We start from the raw sequence: 19,319 nt of genomic DNA, 5'->3' as shown, positions 1-19,319 counted from the left end.
TCGACCGAAGGGAGAAATCACACTAGAAACTCGACAAAGATTGGCGATTCGCTTCGCGTAAATACTTGTGTGATTTCTCCCTTCGCTCGAAATGACAAAACTATGCGTTAAGCTTTATTATAAAAACAAAAAAATCCCAGACTACAAATTTGTAATCTGGGATTTTTAATACGTTTGAATTTCTTATTTCTCTTCTTCTTCTTTTTTAGAAGGTGCAGGTTGATCGTCTTTAGCAGCGTTTTTAAATTCTTTAATACCGCTTCCTAAACCTTTCATTAATTCTGGAATTTTTTTACCTCCAAAAAGTAATATCACAATACCTACTATAACAAGGATTTCTGTAAGACCTAATCTTCCCATGATTGTATAATTAATGCCGAAGCAAATTGATTTTCGTTTTCACCGCAAAGGTATATAGAATATACGAACAACAAGAGTTTTTGGATTAAAATATTTGTTTCTTACCGCGTTAAATATTTTATAAAATAATAAAATTACGGTATTCGGCGTTTTTTCTCCACCGCCATCAATATTATTAATTGCTATATTTGCTCATATAATCATTCAAAATGACTAAGAAAAAATTTGATTTCAGAAAAAAATTATTCGTTAAAAACCGTTTGGTAATTTTGAATGAAAATACTTTTGAAGAGATTTTTTCTTTCCGGCTCACTTTAATGAATGTTTTTGTAACGATTACTTTAGGAGGAATATTTTTAATTTTGGTCACCACTTTTATTATTGCATTTACGCCTTTACGCGAGTTTATTCCGGGTTATTCATCGACTGAATTAAAAAGAAATGCGACTAAATTAGCCATTAAATCAGATTCACTAGAAACGGCTTTAAAGAAAAATGAGGCCTATTTGCATGGCGTTCAAAAAGTTTTGAAAGGGGAATTGGAATATGCGAAATTTAATAAAGACTCGATTTTGGCTGAAGTCGACGAACCTTCAGAAGTAAACATGAAAGCTACCGAAGAAGAAATTAAACTTAGGGAAGAAGTAGCAAAGACAGAAAAAGAGTCGGGCGAAAACAAAACCAAGAAAAAGAAAAGCGACAAAAAATAATACCACATCAAATGTCAATTAAATCGATAGCAGCAAAAATTTTTGCGCGAAAAATATACAATCAAACTCAGGCTTGGTCAAATAAACCGGTTGCAACACAATTGGAAGTTTTTAAAAATTTGATCCAAAATGCCAAAGAAACTGAATTTGGAAAAGATCATCATTTTGGAAGCATAAAAACAATTGAAGATTTTCAAAAGAATGTTCCGATTCGGGATTACGAAGATTTGAAAGGCTATATTGAAAAAGTCAAAATTGGTCAAGCAGATATTCTTTGGAAAGGAAAACCGATTTATTTTGCTAAAACTTCGGGAACAACTTCTGGTGCCAAATATATTCCGCTGACCAAAGAATCAATGCCTTTTCATGTTGAAGCGGCTCGAAATGCGATTCTGCATTATATCAACGAAACTGGAAAAGCCGATTTTGTTGACGGAAAAATGATTTTCCTGCAAGGAAGTCCAATTTTAACCGAAAAACACGGAATTAAATTTGGAAGACTTTCTGGAATTGTAGCGCATTTTGTTCCGAAATATCTACAAAAAAACCGAATGCCTTCGTGGGAAACCAATTGTATTGACGATTGGGAAACTAAAGTAAACGCGATTGTCGATGAAACGATAGAAGAAGATATGTCGGTGATTTCTGGAATTCCGTCTTGGGTGCAAATGTATTTTGAGCGTTTACAGCAAAAAAGTGGCGGAAAAAAAATTAGCGAAATCTTCAAAAACTTTAATTTGTTTATTTACGGAGGCGTTAATTATGAGCCATATCGCGCGAAGTTTGAACAAATGATTGGCAAAAAAGTGGATAGTATTGAGCTCTTTCCAGCTTCAGAAGGTTTTTTTGCTTATCAGGATTCTCAAAATGAAAAGGGAATGCTTTTGCTGTTGAATTCTGGAATTTTCTACGAATTCATTAAAGCCGATGAATTCTTTACCGAAAATGCAAAACGTTATACAATCGGCGAAGTGGAATTGGGTGTCAATTATGCTTTAATTGTTTCTACAAATGCTGGACTTTGGGGTTATAATATTGGTGATACTGTTCAGTTTACTTGTTTGGCGCCGTATCGTGTCATAGTTTCAGGGCGTATCAAACATTATATTTCGGCTTTTGGAGAACACGTAATTGCGAATGAGGTTGAAAACGCAATGAAAGAAGCAACCGCCGGAACGAATATCGTAATTAACGAATTTACAGTTGCGCCACAAATCACGCCGTCAAGCGGATTGCCGTATCATGAATGGTTAATAGAGTTTGAAAGAGAACCGGATAGCATCGAAATTTTTGCGCAAGCTATTGATGATTCGATGCGAAAACAAAACATTTATTACGACGATTTAATTACCGGAAATGTGTTGCAGAAAGTAGTGATTACCAAAGTTTCAAAAAACGGATTTCAGGAATACATGAAATCGCAGGGAAAATTAGGAGGTCAGAATAAAATTCCGAGATTGTCAAATGATAGAAAGATTGCAGATAATTTAAAGTAGGAAAATATTTATATTTGTAAGTTAATGCCTCTTTTTTAATGAATAAAAAAGATTGAAGCATTAAGTTATATGAATAAAGAAAAATTTCAAAATAAATATCGCATTTCATCAATAAGAGCGCAATGGTGGGATTATGGCTGGAATGGAGCCTATTTTATAACAATTTGCACACAAGACAGAAAACATCATTTTGGAGAAATTCAAAATAATAAAATGATTTTGTCTGCGACAGGTATTATTGCCGATCTATTGTGGCATCAAATTCCGACACACCATAAAAACGTTGAATTGGGTGATTTTGTGGTCATGCCAAATCATATTCACGGAATTTTGATTATCGATAAACAATCGAATAATATTGATTTGGATTTCGTAATTGACGCCAATATTGTACAGACAGGGCATGCCCTGTCTCAACGGTCTGAACAAGAAAATTCTGGATCACAACGATTTCAAAATATTGGCAAAAACACCATTTCGTCAATTGTTGGGTCGTATAAATCTGCGGTAACCAAGCATGCTAATAGATTAGGTTATCCGCATCAATGGCAAAAATTATTTTACGATAATATCATCAGAACCAATAATGATTATCAAAGAATTTCTGATTATATTGTTTCAAATCCGGAAAATTGGGGAAAAGATAAATTTAAAACAGGCGAAAAATCAAAATGATTTTTAAAAAATAATATTGGAGATACAAGGTATGCCTTGTATTTGTTTAAATTTGATTTTACAAAATAAAATAGCATGAAAGAAACCAAACATATATCAAGATCAAGAGCGCAGGAATCATCTGCGGCTATAGAAAAAATGTACATTACAATGCGCCATTTATTCAACCGTGGTTTTTATAAACCAATGGGAGTTTCTGGCGATAGTTTACGTGAATCATTATTGGCATTGCGCCCTGAAATATATGGAAATATTGCCGAGGAAAAAGTAGAACTAAACGGACTTTTATACGTTATAGAGCGTCTTCCTATCGGAATTGAGCAATGTCGATTTATCAATTTAACTTCAGACGAAGGCTATTCAAAATCACATTTTCAGCCAATAGTTCCTCCAAAAAGAAGAAGAAATTGTTACCGAATCGACGAAGAACAAATGAATGTCGAAATCACGCGCGGACGTTCAGACATTTATGATATTCTGACGCATTTGACCTTCATTTTCATCGAATCGCACAAAATCAAAAACAGAGTTTTAATTGACGATGGTGGAGAAGTTTCACGCGACTGGCTAAAATTAGAGCAAGCCGTTACCCAGACGAAAAAGCTATCGCAGATTGAAAAAGAAAAAGCAATTTCGCACGTTGCCAATATTTTAGCCAGAACTTTTGAAGAAGTTTTGGATATTTATGACGCTTTTGGTTCAGAAAATGCGCCAGATCGTTTTTTACACGTAATTTATTGGTTAGGAAAATTGGCGATCGAAGAAATTGTTGAGAATAATAAACGAACAATAACATTTAGTCCGGTTTTGCGCGAGCGCTTAGGACATCATATTCACGGAGAAATCTGGGCAACAAACATCAAGGAAGTTTTAAAAGCAAATGATCTTTTAAAACGCCCAATTCATGTGATCAGTGCGAATATGCATAGTGTGATGAACTCGATTTTTGCAACGCCGTTATTGACTTCAAAATATAAAGGAAAAAGTGATTTTCATATTTATGAAGAGTTGAGCAGTTCAGGTTCAAAAGAGATCAGAAAACAGGTTGAAGAATTGGCTTTAAAAAACGGAATGATTTCATTTCCAGATTGTTCAGGAACAAATATCGACGTTCAGATTTTTGACACAGCCAAAATTGACTGGTCTAAAACAGCCTTTACAAATGCAAATGTTGGTGAAGAAAAACCTGTAATTATTGTAATGGATTACGCTTTTGGAGAGCAAGCATATGAAACCATCGATGAGCTTTTGAAACCTTATAAAAAAGAAACTTTGCTGAATGTAAAATCGGTTTCGATTATGGGTAAAGCTGGAATTCTGGAAGGCGGAAAAGGCGATATCATGATTCCATCGGCACATATCAACGAAGGAACGGCGGATAATTATTTCTTCGAAAATGAATTAACCGGCGATATGTTTAGAGGAAATGACATCGATGTTTATGAAGGTGCAATGGTAACCGTTCTTGGAACTTCGTTGCAAAATAGAGATTTATTGAAATTTTTCCATGAATCGACTTGGGGCGTAATTGGTCTTGAAATGGAAGGTTCTTATTACCAAAAAGCCATCCAGTCGGCATCAAAAATCAGAAAAAGTGTTCCGCATGATATTAAAGTGCGTTATGCATATTATGCGTCTGATAATCCTTTGGAAACAGGAAGTACATTGGCTTCGGGCGGTTTAGGAACAACAGGAGTAAAACCAACTTATTTGATTACCATTAAAATTTTGGAACAAATTTTCAACGTAAAATAAAGCAATACATGAGTACAAATGTACCCCAAAATACAGATCAGGAAATAGATATTTTTCAGCTTTCAAAAAGCATAGGCGGTTTTTTTGACCGTATTAATAGATCTATTTTTAGAGCGATTCAGTTTTTTATCCGAAACTGGATTGCGATTCTGATTTTGGCTGTAGCCGGAATTGCGCTCGGATTTTATTTGGATTCTAATAAAAAATCGTTTCAAAATCAAGTAGTTGTAACGCCAAATTTTGAAAGCGTTGATTATTTATATTCCAAAATCGATTTGATTCAGTCTAAAATTGTTGCCGGAGACGTTGATTTTCTGCACCAAGTTTTTGGAAATTCCAACCGAGTTGCCATTAAAAGAATTGAAATTAAACCAGTTGCAGATGTTTACAAATTTGTTGAAGACAAAGAGCAAAACCTTGAACTGATTAAGTTAATGGCTGAGGTTGGCGACGTAAAAAAGGTTCTTGAAGATAATGTTACCAGTAAAAATTATACTTTTCACACCATTACTTTTACTTCAAATCAAGAAATAAGCGAAAAAGATGTTGTAGAACCGTTATTAAAATTTTTGAATAATTCAGCCTATTTTGATGCGGCGCAAAAAATTGGATATAAAAATCTAGAACGCCAAATTGCACAAAATGATACCATTATTTCACAGATTGATCAAGTTTTAAAAGGACTTTCAAGTACGGCAAAAAGTGATAAAGTGGTTTATTATAATGAAAATTTGCAATTGAATGACATTTTAAAGACGAAACAAAAACTGATTTTGGAACAAGGAAAAAACAAAATCAGATTAATTAGTTCTGACAAAACAATTAAAGAAATCAATTCGACACTTAATATAAATGAAAACAAAGTCGTGAACGGAAATTTTAAAATCTGGTTGCCACTTTTCTTTATTTTTATTTTTGTTTTGGTTAGCATGTTCGGAAAATTTTACCACAAACAGCTTGCTCTTTCACAAGCAAGTCAACTTTAAAAGCATTGAAAGCCAATTCTATTTTTGAAAAAATTTCAAAGAATCCATTTTTAAAGCAAAGTTTTGGAACCCTATCTTTGCGTGTTTTTGGAGCATTGCTTTTGTTTGGATTTACGGTTTTCTTGACTAAAACTTATAGTCCAAAATTAGTTGGGCAATATGATTTTGTGCGCTCTTTTTTATTATCCATCGGGAGTATGTGCCTGCTTGGTTTTGATCAGTCGATTATCTATTTTAAAGGAAAACTGGCAAGCCAAAACGAGCTGGAAAAGCTAAAAAATATCTATGCTAAAATGGTTGTGATGCTTTTTGGTACCTCTTTGTTAGTGCTGCTTATAATCGCAATTATCAGCAAAGAAACAATTAACAATTATTTTTCAGATTCTGCCGTATATTCCATTCTTTTAAAAGGAACTTTAGCGTTGTTTTTCTCGGGATTATCGATTTTGAACACCGAGGTTTTCAGAGCATTGGATAAATTATATGTTGCCGAATTATTCCGAAATATCATTAAATATATTCCGCTGATTATTGGCTCAATACTTTTATTTTATTGTCATAAACAAGATTATTTAGTTGACGTTTTTTTGTTGGGATTTGTTTTTTTGGCGCTTTTGAGTTCCGCTTTTGTTTTTATTTATTTCCGAAAAAATACAGTATTAAAAACGCCTGATAACTTTTCGCATAAAGAAATATTTTTAAAATCATACCCAATTGCGATTAGCGCAATGGCGTTGTTTTTATTAATGTGTTTTGATATCATGTTTCTGAAAAAATATAGAAACGATGAAACGGTTGCTTTTTATTCGGTTGGTGTTAAGATTATGACGATTATTTCGATCATAATTGTGAGTATCAATATTACCGTTTCGGCTAAAATTGCAGAATTATTTGCGGGTCATAAAATTGCAGAATTAAGAGAAGTTTCAAGAAATAGTGCGCGATTGATTTTCAAAATAACTTTTCCGGTTATTTTGCTGATCAGTTATTTTTCAGAAGATATTTTGTCAATTTTCGGTCATCAGTATGTTGTGGCACAACAGGCATTTTTAATTTTAATTATTGGCCAAGGCATTTGTTCGGCATTTGGCACCGCTTCTGTTTATTTGAATATGAGTGGAAGACAGCATCTTTTTCAGATTATTTTATTGATCGCGGTTGCAATAAATTTTGTTTTAAACCGATTTTTGATCCCAATTTATGGAATGACCGGCGGAGCAATTGCGTTTGTTGCGAGCTCTTTTTTCTGGAATCTCGTTTCGGCAATTGTCATTTATCGAAAGGATAAAATAAAAGTATTTCTGCATTAAAAAACTGTGCAATGAACATTGAGAAAAATAAATTGCTTTTCAGCATTATTGTTCCCGTTTACAACGTTGAGGATTATTTGCCGCAATGTTTGGACAGTATTTTGTGCCAGACTTTTTCTGATTTTGAACTAATTTTAGTCAATGATGGATCTACCGATTCTTCACTAGAAATCTGTCAAAAATACCAGCAGAATTTCCATCAAATAAAATTAGTAAACAAAGAAAATGGTGGTTTGTCTGATGCCAGAAATACAGGTTTAAAAGCAGCAAAAGGCGAATATGTTATTTTTACAGACAGCGATGATTATTGGCAAGAAAAAGAAGTTTTAGAAGATTTGAGTAATTTAATTTCTCAACGAAATCCGGATATTATCATTCATGAAGAAAGCCGATTTTTTACGGAAAATGATTCACACTGCAAATACAATCAGCGATTTATAAAAAATAAAAATGGAAATTTTGAAGACGAAATTTTAAATTTAGTTTATCATGATTTATACGTTGCTTCGGCTTGGGATAAAGTAATCAAAAGATCAATTTTAGTTGAAAATGAATTGTTTTTTCCTGTCGGAAGAAAATCAGAAGATATTGAGTGGTGCGGAAAATTGATGCATTATCTTAAGACTTTCAGTATTTATCCGAAATCATTTTATGTATATCGCCAAGCGCGCCAAGGCTCTATCACCACAACAGTAAGCGCAAAACATATTGAAGATGTTTATGAAATGGTAAAAGAAGGATTGGAAGCCGAGAAAACGAATTCAGAAATAGTAAACAAAGCCATAGAAAATTATTGGGCATGCAATTACGTAGTAATTCTGAAAGATTTTTATGTTTTGTCTGATGCGACACAAAAGCAGATTTGGAATGACTTAGTTTCCTGGAAATATCTTCTTAAAAAAGGACGCAATATAAAAATAGATAAAGTGATGAAATTTTATCGATTTTTGACCTTTAAAACATTGATTTTCTTTTTGAATGGTTACCGAATAAAAAGAAGATGGAATAAAAAATACCGAGCTTCAAAATAAATTAGAACCAGAAAAATGCAATTATTAATCAAAAAAAGTACTGCAGCATTTTTGCTTATTGCTTCAGCTAATTTAGTTGTGGCTTTTTTGGCTTTTTTTGTTTTGCCTCCAAAATTTTTCTACGATTCGGCTATCATAATTTATGACAAATACAATGAAATTGGGTATTTCGGGAGTTATCCGCTAACGATTTTGTTTTATAAAATAATTGGTTTCAGGCATCTGCCTTTTCCCATAATTGCATTAATTCAGTTTCCTATCTTGATTTATATTTTATATAAAATAGGAATTCCGGATAATTTTGAAAAACTGAATATCAAGAATATTTTGGTTTATCTGGGCTTTTTTATGATTGCGATTTTCATTTCAATGCCTTCAAAAGAATTCATAACCTATTTATTTATTGCTGTAATTGTTTTGTTGTGCCGAAATGAGCGGTTTTCGTTCCAAAAAACAATATTCATTAGTGCAGTTCTTTTAATTGTTTTTGGAGCGCTTTATCGCCCTTATTTTGCTTTGATTCCAGTTGTTGGCGGCGGTATGTATTTGATCAGTTTCATTAATTTTAAAAATAAAACTATCAGCACTATTTTTTACGGATTGCTGATTGCTGTTTTTCTGTCATTGAGTTACGGTATTTTAAAAGGAAAATATTTTTCTGAAATCAGCAGGGAAGTGATAAACAATGCCCGAATGGCTTCTTCAGATGCCAATTCGATGATCATTTCGCCTGTAAAAACAGATACTTGGTATGGCGAAATGATTGGGATTTTTTATGGGTTTTTCACGGTAAACTTGCCTTTGAATGGTTTAAAATATATTCTTTCGCCACAAATTATTGTGTTTGTTATTTGGCAGCTTTTAGTGTTTTATATTTTGCTTGTCCGATTTTCTAAATGTTTAAAAGACCGAAAAAAGTACCGTTACGAGCTTTTGATCATGTTTATTTTATTTTCGTTTTTTATTCTTCAGGGCGTTTTTGAACCCGATTTAGGTTCGGCAATTCGGCATAAAATCGGCATTTTTCCTTTAATTTATTTTGCTTTATACTATGAATATTTCCGAAAAGAACTTCAATAAAATATTTCATGTTTTTTTATGTCTCATTGCTATTGCAATGATTTTTAGAAAGCCATGTTCCTTGCTGATTATTTTGTTTGCGGCGTTCAATTTGATTTTTATCAAAAAGCTGAAGTATTCTAAAATCCAGTTAGTTTTAATGGCTTGTATTGCATCGCCAGTTTTGTTAGAACTTTTGCTTTTTTGGAACAATGATTCCTTTGCAAAAGGATTAAAAGCAATTGAAAAAAGCACATCGCTAGTCGTTTTTCCATTGTTTGTAATTGGAAATTATCAGCGCGTCAAATTTCTTAAAATCATTGAAAATTATGTAATTGCAACCACAGCAATTATGTTTTTTTTCATGATTAGGTTTATTAATGTATTTCCTGATTTGGTGACTAAATATTTAAATCGAATTGATTTATGGGAAATGGGGTATAAGTTTGCTGATAGCATTGGTATTCATGCACCTGCCTTGAATATGCATTTGGCTTTTGTAACGGTTTGTGCGTTGTATTTTGTATTTGAAAGCTTTAAAAATCAGCAGAAAATAGGCTTGAAAATTATAAATCTAGGGGTTTTTCTTGCTTCGTTTTTCTTTGTGCTTTTAGTAAATACGAGAATGGCGCTGTTCAATGTTTTAGCTGGATTTTTGATTGTTTTCTTTTACGAAATCCGATCAAAATTCAATTTGAAAAAGATTGTTTTAACCGGTATCGCGATCGTTGTTTTATTGGGCGGAATTTTGTTTCTATTCGTTCAGAAGAATCCTTATATGAAAGAAAAATATTCGTCGGTAACTTTTGCTTATATGGACAAAGTGGGCAAATTAGACGAAATCGATCATCCAGAAATTAAGGTTTTTAACTCGCTTGTAACACGACTTTCCATCTGGAAATCGGCTTGGGAATTGTCTTTAAAAAATCTTCCTTTTGGCGTTGGAGCATCAGATGGAAAACCAGAATTGAATAAATATTATAAAGTGACAAATCAGCAATTTTTGGCAAAATATGAATTCCCGACGCACAATCAATTTTTAGATTTTTTATTAAAGTTTGGAATTCTAGGACCTCTTGTTGCAGCACTTTATATTTTTACGATTGGTTATTTGGGCTACGATTTGAAAAACGCGATGATACTTTCGTTTTTCCTGATTTTTTTCACCTCAAATGTAGTCGATGATTTTTTGCTGAGCTTTGACGGAATCGCCTTCAGCGGATTATGGTCGTCAATATTCGCAAGTTATTGGCTGCAGCAAAAATTTACTCTTGATAAAGCGAAACAAGCTGTTTAAAATTTTTATTTTTATCGAATAAATCACGACATCTTTCTAAGGCATTTTGACCAAATTGCAATCTCGTTTCTTCGTCTTTCAAAATTTCAAAATATTGATTTAATTCGGAAATATCATTAAAAAGGAAACCCGTTTTTGCGTGAAGAACAGCATCTTTATTGCCAATAATATTCGTTGCAATAATAGGTTTTTGCAGCGCCATTGCTTCAAGAACAGCAATTGGCAAACCTTCCCAAAGTGAAATCTGCATATAAATATCAATATTGTTCAATTCTTTTAAAACGGCACTTCGGTCTAAAATCCAGCCTGTAATTCTGATATTTGGAGCGGTAATTAAAGGTCCTAATTCGCCATCGCCAATCCATACAAAATTAAAATCGGGAAACTTTAATGCAATTTGATTAAACATTTCGGGATTTCTTGCTGCCGTAATTCTGGCCATAATCCCAATCGTTAATTTTTCATTTTGATGAGGTGCGAAATGTTCTTGAATATTTTCTATGTCAATTCCGTTTCGGACTAATTTTGCCGGGCCAATTTGTTTTGCAATTTCCTGTTCTGTATCGCCACAGGCAACAATGGTTCCGCCAAAAAAGCGTTGGAAATTCTTTTCGATTCCCCAATAAATGCTTCTCGCAGTTTTAGAAATATCAGTTCGTAAAAACGAATAACCGTGAGGTGTATAAAAGACTTTCTTTTTTTTAAATAGGAAAAAATAAGCAATTCGTCCCAAAACCCCAGCTTTTGAAGAATGGAGGTGAATAATATCAGGATTGATTTTTTTAAGTTCTTTGACCAAGTTGTACACTGATCTTAAATCTTGAAAAGGCGAAAGATCCCGAACCATATTGATGTGGATGAGCTTAACGCCATCTGAAAACTCAGATTTTATTTTTTGAGGATCAATTTCTTTTCGGTTGCCACTATAAATAATCGTGGTTTCTATGTTTTTGGCTATTTCATCATCTCCAAAGAAAGTCGATAAATCTCTAAAATAGGTATAAACGCCACCGCCGAGCGCCTCAATTATATGTACAACTTTCAAAATCGTGGATTTATTTGTGGGTAAAAATAGAGAAATGAGTTTAATATTTATCTCAAATCAATAAACTTCTTTTAAGATATGATTTGAAGTCTCATTTGAAAGGAAAGATATTTTAGTACATTTGTGCGTCTATCTTGGGTTTTTACTGTAAAAATAAGACTCAGAAATGTTCAATAAAATCAATTATGAAAAGAATACTTATTACCGGAGCAGCAGGATTTTTAGGCTCGCATTTATGTGACCGATTTATTAAAGAAGGCTATTTTGTTATTGGAATGGATAACCTGATTACGGGAGATCTTAAAAATATTGAGCATTTATTTAAGTTAGAAAACTTCGAATTTTATCATCACGATATCACCAAGTTTGTTCATATTCCAGGTGATTTAGATTACATATTGCATTTTGCCTCGCCGGCAAGCCCAATAGATTATTTAAAAATTCCAATTCAGACTTTAAAAGTTGGATCATTAGGAACGCATAATTTATTAGGATTGGCACGTGTTAAAAAAGCAAGAATTTTGATTGCTTCAACTTCTGAAGTTTATGGCGATCCGCTGGTTCATCCACAAACCGAAGAATATTACGGAAACGTAAACACAATTGGCCCACGTGGCGTTTATGATGAAGCAAAACGTTTTCAGGAATCAATCACAATGGCCTATCACACTTTTCACGGCGTAGAGACCAGAATTGTGCGTATTTTTAATACTTACGGACCAAGAATGCGATTGAACGACGGACGTGTTATTCCGGCTTTTATAGGACAAGCTTTGCGTGGAGAAGATTTAACGATTTTTGGAGATGGAATGCAGACACGTTCTTTCTGTTATGTTGATGATCAAGTAGAAGGTATTTTCAGATTATTGCATTCTGATTATGTGTATCCAGTAAATATTGGAAATCCAGATGAAATCACAATTAAAGATTTTGCTGAAGAAATCATTAAATTAACAGGAACAAATCAGAAAGTGGTTTATCACCCGTTGCCAATAAATGATCCGTTGCAACGTCAGCCAGACACTACAAAAGCAAAAGAATTATTAGGTTGGGAAGCAAAAGTAAGTCGTGCAGAAGGAATGAAAATTACTTATGAGTATTTCAAATCGTTATCTCCAGAAGAACTTTCAAAAGAAGAACACAAAGACTTTTCAAGTTATATAAAATAAGGAACGATAAGTTTCTGAAAGCATTATACATCTAATGAACCATTTAGTATCTATTTTAATTCCGACATACAATACTGAAAAGTTCATTAGAGAAACCTTGCAATCGGTTCAAAATCAAACCTATTCCAATTGGGAAATGATTTTGGTTGATGATGCGTCAACAGATCAAACAGTTGCTATAATTGAGGAATTTGCCAAAAATGATTCCCGAATCAAATTATTCAAATTAGAAAAAAATTCAGGAAACGGTTTCGCTAGGAATATTGCTTTAGAAAAAGCTTCCGGAAAATACATTGCCTATTTAGATGCTGATGATTTATGGTTTCCTGAGAAATTGGAAAAACAGATTCATTTTTTAAAGACAAAAAATTTGCCGTTTACATTTAGTTTTTACGATTGTATTGACGATGACGGAAATAATCTAAAAAGAAGAGTTGAAACTCCGGTTCCGCTTACTTATAACCAATTGTTTTTCTGTAATTACGTTGGGAATTTAACCGCAATTTACGATACAGATTTCTTCGGAAAAATCAAATTAGAATCGTCTCAAAAAAGGCAAGATTGGCGATTATGGCTCACGATTTTAAAACAAATAAAAACCGCAGAAGCTATCCCAGAATCGTTAGCATTTTACAGAATTAGAAGAGATTCTATTTCGTCATCAAAATTCAAATTAATAAAACACAATTTTGGAGTTTACAGAGAATTTCACGGATATAATTTTGTTTTTTCTGTTTTGTTGATGATGAGGTTTTTATTTACTCAGTTGATTATCAAACCAAAATATATAAAGAATATTTAAAATTCAACTTGAAGTCGCAAATTGCGACCTTGAAGAATTTCATTTAGAATTGGAGGTCACAATTTGTGACCTCCAATTTTTTTAAAAGTACGTTTCGATTTCTAAGGTCGCAAATTGCGACCTTAAAGAATTTCGCTTAGAATTGGAAGTCACAATTTGTGACTTCCAATTTTTTCAAATCATAATATAAATGACAAACTTGATGTCACAATTTGTGACATCAAGTTTTTAAGATCACAATTTGTGATCTTAAAGAACTATTTTTTATAGCCAATCTTCACTCGTTCAGATTCATTTTCTTTCTTCTCAGTTAATTCATCTAAATAGGAGAATACTAATTCAATATTTTTATCATGATTTTCTAACTTCTTCTGAATCTGCAAAATATCGACTTTAATTTCAGTTGTGTCTAAAAGCATTTGTCTCACTTTCGTGAAAATGTGCATGATTTGAATATTAGTTTGAATGGCTTTGTCGCTTTTTAGAATGCTTGACAGCATTAAAACGCCATGTTCAGTGAAAGCTGTTGGAATTTTACGTAAACCCATTTTTTCAGAATTGGAAATCACAATTTGTGATTTCCAATTTTCAAATTCTGATTTATTGAGTTCAAACATAAAATCTTCTGGAAATCTAGATATGTTCCTTTTAACTGCTTGGTTTAAAATTCGTGTCTCAACTCCATAAAGTAATGCCAAATCACGATCAAGCATCACTTTTGACCACGGATAAAATATATTTTATTAGAAATTGTTTCTTCAGAAAGTAAAGAGTGATCTTCCATAAGTTTTTAATTAGAAAAACAAATGTAAGATTTTGCTTATATTTACAAATATGATTTAAACTGTTTTAATTTTCCACGATTGGTTCTTTCTAAAACTATTTTTCGAGTAAAAGTGAAGTTTAAATTGGGTTCCAAATATAAATCGATAGCTTCTTTTATTTTTTGAACTTGTTCTGAAACTAGTTCTTTTTCAGCGACATATTCAATTTCGAAAGTATCAATTTTGGTTTGTTTGATGATAAATTCTTTTACATTTCCATCATCTTCAATAATACTTTTGGTTACGTAATAGAACGTCAGACCTGGCGATTTTTTCCCGCTTGGAAGAATTGCAACGTCGTTGGTTCTTCCAATTAGTTTTTTTAGAATTGGTTTTTGAGGCGTGCTTTTTTCGTCTAAAATTCCGATGTCGCCAATTTCATATCTAATAAAAGGATTAGATTTATTGTAGAGTGAAGTGATTACAATTTTGCCTTCTTTTCCATAAGGAAGAACATTATTATTTTCATCTAAAATTTCTACAAAAAGTGTTTCAGCGTTAACTTGCCATTCGCCTTTTGGATTTTCAAAAGCAATTAAATCCAATTCAGATGCGCCATATTCGTTGATAATCGGAATGCCAAATTGTTTTTCCAATAATTTTTTATCCGATTCAAAAAGCATTTCGGAAGTGACAAAACACGCTTTTAGAGTCGGGCAAATTTCTTTTAAGATGATATTTTTCTGCTCTAAAAATTTAGCGAATAGTACAATCGAACTTGTATAACCGTTGATATAATCGAATTTTTTTGTTCTGAATTTCTTCAGAAATTTTTCGAGAATTTCGTCAGATAAATCAAAAACAGGAAAACGAAAACGATGCGTCAGGAAATCTTTGAAACGTTCTTTCTGGTATCCAATAAAATCCATAGGAATTCCATAAAAACGTGCTTGATACGAATGATTAAAATCAATTCCGAACCATCCAAAACGCATAATATTCGAAGCCCAAGTCAATGCATGCGAATATTTATCTTTAGCAAAAACAAAAGGAGTTCCGCTAGATCCGGAGGTTTTGTTGAGGTAAATGTTTTTTTTAGAATAACCTTTTGAAAGCCTTTCTTCAAGCGGTTTTTGAAGATTTTGTTTGTTTAAAATCGGTAAATCTTCCCAATTTTCAGCAGTTGTATTTCCGGCTAATTCGGCGTAAAAAGAATTGTTTTTCAAATGAAAATCAACAATTTCCTTCTTTTTATTTTCCAGAAACGAAGCATGTCCTTCTTTAGAAAAATGAATAATTTGATCCAATTCGGCTTTAGCTTCCTTAATTGGAAAACCGTTTAGTTTGAGCGAAAGATCAAAAAGACGAATCATTTTTCGAGATAATTTTCGTCAAAAATAATGTTTAGGAATTACTAACAGGGCAGAACCAACAATTTTTTGAAGATTTAATTATTTTTTACGTTCAAAAGCAAGTATTTTTGCACCACAACTAAATACAACAACACCATGACAATTTTATTATTGGGATCAGGCGGAAGAGAGCATGCTTTTGCATGGAAAATGACTCAGAGTCCGCTTTGCGAAAAACTTTTTGTAGTTCCAGGAAATGCAGGAACTGCCGCAATCGCTGAAAATGTTGCAATATCAGCAACTGATTTTGAAGCTGTAAAAGCATTAGTACTTAAAGAAAATATAAGTTTAGTAGTTGTAGGACCTGAAGATCCATTGGTAAAAGGTATTTATGATTATTTTAAAAACGACGAAAGTCTAAAACATATTCCGGTAATTGGACCATCAAAATTGGGAGCACAATTAGAAGGAAGTAAAGAATTTGCTAAAGAATTCTTGATGAAACATAATATCCCAACTGCTGCATACGATAGTTTTACTGCTGAAACAGTTGAAGAAGGATGCAAGTTTCTTGAAACATTGCAACCACCTTATGTTTTAAAAGCAGATGGTTTAGCAGCTGGAAAAGGGGTTTTGATTATTCACGATCTTGAAGAAGCAAAAACAGAATTAAGAAACATGCTGGTTCACGCAAAATTTGGAACAGCAAGTGCAAAAGTTGTTATCGAAGAATTCTTAGACGGAATTGAATTAAGTTGTTTCGTTTTGACTGACGGAAAAAGCTATAAAATTCTTCCAACGGCAAAAGATTACAAACGAATTGGTGAAGGCGATACAGGTTTAAATACAGGCGGAATGGGAGCAGTTTCTCCAGTTCCTTACGTAGATGCTGTTTTGATGGAAAAAATCGAAACTCGTATCGTAAAACCAACAATCGAAGGTTTCCAGAAAGACGGAATCGAATATAAAGGGTTTGTATTCATTGGTTTGATCAATGTGAAAGGCGAACCAATTGTTATTGAATACAACGTGAGAATGGGAGATCCTGAAACAGAAGTTGTGGTTCCTAGATTAAAATCTGATTTGGTTGAGTTGTTCCTTTCGGTTGCGGATCAAAAATTAGGAGACTTTAATTTAGAAGTTGATCCAAGAAGTGCAACAACTGTAATGGTTGTTTCTGGCGGATATCCTGAAGATTTCGAAAAAGGAAAAGTAATTTCTGGATTAGAAAATATTACAGATTCTATAGTTTTTCACGCAGGAACAAAATTAGATAACGAAAATGTCGTTACTAATGGAGGACGTGTTTTGGCTGTAACATCATATGGAGATGATTTCCAACAGGCAATAAAAAAATCTTACCAAAACATAGATAAACTAAGTTTTGATAAGATGTATTTTAGAAAAGATATCGGTTTCGATTTAATCTAAAAAATAAATTAACCAGCCCTTTTTAATTAAAGGGTTTGGTTTATTATTTTAAAAATGAGTGAGCCGTTGTATCTTGGTTTTCTGTTCCAGCATCATCAAAAATGCGTAATTGTTTAATCCAATAAACGATTGCACACGCACAGATGGTCATGAAAATCCAGTTAATAGTGTTTGCGCCAAACCACGTGATCAATTCTAAATGACGTAAAAAGTCAAGTGGAGCAAACAAAATGTTAACGAATAAGTATTGAATTCCTTCGAAAAAAGCTGTCATAATTTTTTAAAATTATATGTTATTTATTGTTGTGTAATGCTTTGAAGACAAAATTCATTTAATAGAATCTTTTTTCTACTTGTTCGGTTTTTCATTTTAAACAAGTATTATCTTTACAATCACAAAAGTATAAAATATCCTTATGATAACAAGTGTTTTTAAAAAATCTACGCCATTAAATTATTCTTTGGTTGTAATTTTAATACTGGTTTTCTTTTTTCTGTTTCAAATTCAAGATCCAACTTGGATTACTAATTATTTTTTGGCTTTCCAAAAAGTAAGTTTGCTGTGCTTTATTTTAGCTTCTTTTTTCCTGATTAATTTTATCGCAAAAAAGAACGGACTCAGCAAAGACAACGGATACACGATATTTTTTTATTTATTGTTTATCTTGTTTTTCCCCACTATTTTTAATGATTCGAATGTAATATATGCCAACTTTTTTGTGCTGCTTGCGCTTCGCCGATTAATTTCGCTTCAGTCATTAAAAGCCTCAAAAGAAAAAATATTTGATGCTTCTTTTTGGATTTTAGTAGCCTCTTTATTTCAATTTTGGTGTATTCTTTTCCTTATTTTAGTATTTATTTCTATTATTTTTCACGTTTCACGCGATTATAGAAACTGGGTTTTGCCTTTTGTAGCAGTTTTAGCAGTTGGATTAATCTTTTTTATGGTGTCGCTGTTATTTCATTTTGATGCCATTGCATTTTTTGAAAAAAGAGCCGTAATCGATTTAAGAATCGATTATTTTAAAAATAATTACGAAAACGGAGCACTTTCAATATACGTTGCTGTTGCTTTGTTTTTTATAGTTTCAATGTTATCAACATTGTCAAACAGACCACAAATTGTACATACTTCATACAAAAAAATCGTAGCTTGTTTTTTTATTGCAGCTTTTGTTTTTGTGCTTTCGCCAAATAAAAGCAATGATTTACTGTTGTTTAGCATTACGCCATTAACGATTATGGCATCGAGCCACGTAGAATATATGCAGCAAAAATTAAACAACGAAATTGTTTTTTATGTATTGATTTGCTGCAGTTTATTTACTTTTTTCTCTCAGTTATAATTTGCTTCCGTAGGCAAGATCACCAGCATCGCCAAGTCCGGGAACAATATAATTTTTTTCATTTAGCTTCTCGTCAAGAGCGGCAACCCATAAATGGCAATTGTCAGGGAGATTTTTTTCTAAAAAAGCGACGCCTTCTGGAGCGGCAATAACTACTACAATATGAAATTCAGCAGGAGTGGCATTCTGCATCAATTTTTCATGAACCGCTACGATCGATTGTCCGGTTGCTAGCATTGGATCAAGCAATAAAACGGTTTTATTGTTGAGGTTTGAAATCGCCTGATATTCAACTAGAATTTCAAATTCATCATCATTATTTGGATGAAATCTACAAGCCGAAACAAAGCTGTTTTCGGCATGATCAAAATAATTCAAAAAACCGTTATGAAGCGGCAATCCAGCTCTTAAAATCGGACACAAAACAATATCTGAAGCAATTTCAGTTGTTTTTTTGATGCCAAGCGGCGTTTGAATTTCGACATTTTTGTAAGGCAAACTTTTGCTCAGTTCATACGCCATTATTTCGCCAATTCGTTCTATATTTCTTCTAAAACGCATGCTGTCGTTCTGAACATTTACATTTCTTATTTGGCCTAAAAAATGATTCAGTACACTATTGTTTTCAGATATATAATGAATTTTCATAAGTAAGTTTTATAATAATTTATTGTTTTTAACACAAAACGAAAAAATAATAGTTTTTTTCACAGTATAAAAGTATAAAAAGT

General features: G+C 32.6%; 19 protein-coding genes. 13 read left to right on the top strand and 6 right to left on the bottom strand.

What is annotated here, in order from left to right:
* Window positions 1-183: 183 nt before the first annotated feature.
* Window positions 184-360, bottom strand: a complete 177-nt coding sequence (locus FND99_RS04030; RefSeq protein ID WP_144336693.1) for a Sec-independent protein translocase subunit TatA/TatB — start codon at window positions 358-360, stop codon at window positions 184-186.
* A gap of 209 nt (window positions 361-569) precedes the next feature.
* Here FND99_RS04030 and FND99_RS04025 point away from each other — a divergent pair, with 209 nt between their 5' ends.
* The 9 genes from FND99_RS04025 to FND99_RS03985 all read left to right on the top strand — a co-directional run bounded on the left by FND99_RS04025 (window position 570) and on the right by FND99_RS03985 (window position 10,679).
* Window positions 570-1,070, top strand: a complete 501-nt coding sequence (locus tag FND99_RS04025) for a peptidase (RefSeq protein ID WP_144336692.1) — start codon at window positions 570-572, stop codon at window positions 1,068-1,070.
* Between the two features lie 11 nt (window positions 1,071-1,081).
* Window positions 1,082-2,566, top strand: coding sequence for a GH3 auxin-responsive promoter family protein (locus FND99_RS04020; RefSeq protein WP_144336691.1), 1,485 nt, complete (start codon window positions 1,082-1,084; stop codon window positions 2,564-2,566).
* Between the two features lie 69 nt (window positions 2,567-2,635).
* Window positions 2,636-3,241: a transposase gene (locus tag FND99_RS04015; protein ID WP_144336690.1), complete on the top strand. Its 606-nt coding sequence runs from the start codon at window positions 2,636-2,638 to the stop codon at window positions 3,239-3,241.
* Between the two features lie 75 nt (window positions 3,242-3,316).
* Window positions 3,317-4,996 carry a DUF6909 family protein gene (locus FND99_RS04010; RefSeq protein WP_144336689.1) on the top strand — a complete coding sequence of 560 codons (1,680 nt, stop codon included), beginning with the start codon at window positions 3,317-3,319 and terminating at the stop codon, window positions 4,994-4,996.
* Between the two features lie 8 nt (window positions 4,997-5,004).
* Window positions 5,005-5,982 carry a hypothetical protein gene (locus tag FND99_RS04005; RefSeq protein ID WP_144336688.1) on the top strand — a complete coding sequence of 326 codons (978 nt, stop codon included), beginning with the start codon at window positions 5,005-5,007 and terminating at the stop codon, window positions 5,980-5,982.
* 5 nt (window positions 5,983-5,987) lie between these two features.
* Window positions 5,988-7,292 (top strand): MATE family efflux transporter, encoded by a 1,305-nt coding sequence (locus FND99_RS04000; protein WP_144336687.1) that lies wholly within the window; start codon window positions 5,988-5,990, stop codon window positions 7,290-7,292.
* A gap of 11 nt (window positions 7,293-7,303) precedes the next feature.
* Window positions 7,304-8,323 (top strand): glycosyltransferase family 2 protein, encoded by a 1,020-nt coding sequence (locus FND99_RS03995; protein WP_144336686.1) that lies wholly within the window; start codon window positions 7,304-7,306, stop codon window positions 8,321-8,323.
* A gap of 15 nt (window positions 8,324-8,338) precedes the next feature.
* Window positions 8,339-9,403: a hypothetical protein gene (locus FND99_RS03990; protein WP_144336685.1), complete on the top strand. Its 1,065-nt coding sequence runs from the start codon at window positions 8,339-8,341 to the stop codon at window positions 9,401-9,403.
* Window positions 9,404-9,542: 139 nt separating this feature from the next.
* On the top strand, window positions 9,543-10,679 hold the full coding sequence (locus FND99_RS03985) for an O-antigen ligase family protein (RefSeq protein WP_246074165.1): 1,137 nt from the start codon (window positions 9,543-9,545) through the stop codon (window positions 10,677-10,679).
* On the opposite strand, the gene FND99_RS03980 is transcribed toward FND99_RS03985, so the two are convergent.
* The gene (locus FND99_RS03980) at window positions 10,648-11,724 is read right to left on the bottom strand and encodes a glycosyltransferase (RefSeq protein ID WP_144336683.1); all 1,077 of its coding nucleotides are present in this window, start codon (window positions 11,722-11,724) and stop codon (window positions 10,648-10,650) included. The genes FND99_RS03985 and FND99_RS03980 overlap by 32 nt on opposite strands.
* Before the next feature lie 185 nt (window positions 11,725-11,909).
* Between FND99_RS03980 and FND99_RS03975 the strand changes: the two genes are divergently transcribed.
* The gene (locus tag FND99_RS03975) at window positions 11,910-12,893 is read left to right on the top strand and encodes a UDP-glucuronic acid decarboxylase family protein (RefSeq protein WP_144336682.1); all 984 of its coding nucleotides are present in this window, start codon (window positions 11,910-11,912) and stop codon (window positions 12,891-12,893) included.
* Window positions 12,894-12,927: 34 nt separating this feature from the next.
* Complete coding sequence (locus FND99_RS03970; RefSeq protein ID WP_144336681.1) at window positions 12,928-13,695, top strand: glycosyltransferase family 2 protein; 768 nt, start codon at window positions 12,928-12,930, stop codon at window positions 13,693-13,695.
* Between the two features lie 257 nt (window positions 13,696-13,952).
* Here the strand turns inward: FND99_RS03970 and FND99_RS03965 are convergent, their stop codons facing one another.
* Together FND99_RS03965 and FND99_RS03960 are read right to left on the bottom strand one after the other, a co-directional pair.
* Entirely contained in the window at window positions 13,953-14,408 is a 456-nt protein-coding gene (locus FND99_RS03965; protein WP_246074170.1) for an ORF6N domain-containing protein, read from the bottom strand.
* A gap of 113 nt (window positions 14,409-14,521) precedes the next feature.
* Window positions 14,522-15,832, bottom strand: coding sequence for a phenylacetate--CoA ligase family protein (locus tag FND99_RS03960; RefSeq protein ID WP_144336680.1), 1,311 nt, complete (start codon window positions 15,830-15,832; stop codon window positions 14,522-14,524).
* Between the two features lie 135 nt (window positions 15,833-15,967).
* Here FND99_RS03960 and purD point away from each other — a divergent pair, with 135 nt between their 5' ends.
* Window positions 15,968-17,242, top strand: a complete 1,275-nt coding sequence (gene purD / locus FND99_RS03955; protein ID WP_144336679.1) for a phosphoribosylamine--glycine ligase — start codon at window positions 15,968-15,970, stop codon at window positions 17,240-17,242.
* 43 nt (window positions 17,243-17,285) lie between these two features.
* Here purD and FND99_RS03950 read toward each other — a convergent pair whose 3' ends face one another.
* The gene (locus FND99_RS03950) at window positions 17,286-17,516 is read right to left on the bottom strand and encodes a DUF6341 family protein (protein ID WP_089354137.1); all 231 of its coding nucleotides are present in this window, start codon (window positions 17,514-17,516) and stop codon (window positions 17,286-17,288) included.
* Between the two features lie 142 nt (window positions 17,517-17,658).
* Here FND99_RS03950 and FND99_RS03945 point away from each other — a divergent pair, with 142 nt between their 5' ends.
* Window positions 17,659-18,588 (top strand): DUF6427 family protein, encoded by a 930-nt coding sequence (locus FND99_RS03945; RefSeq protein WP_144336678.1) that lies wholly within the window; start codon window positions 17,659-17,661, stop codon window positions 18,586-18,588.
* Here FND99_RS03945 and upp read toward each other — a convergent pair.
* Window positions 18,583-19,236, bottom strand: a complete 654-nt coding sequence (gene upp, locus FND99_RS03940; RefSeq protein WP_144336677.1) for a uracil phosphoribosyltransferase — start codon at window positions 19,234-19,236, stop codon at window positions 18,583-18,585. The two genes, FND99_RS03945 and upp, sit on opposite strands and share 6 nt — an antisense overlap.
* Between the last annotated feature and the right edge of the window lie 83 nt (window positions 19,237-19,319).

This window comes from Flavobacterium daemonense (assembly GCF_007341385.1).
Classification (GTDB): Bacteria; Bacteroidota; Bacteroidia; order Flavobacteriales; family Flavobacteriaceae; genus Flavobacterium; species Flavobacterium daemonense.
This window is presented reverse-complemented; position numbering and strand designations above follow the sequence as displayed.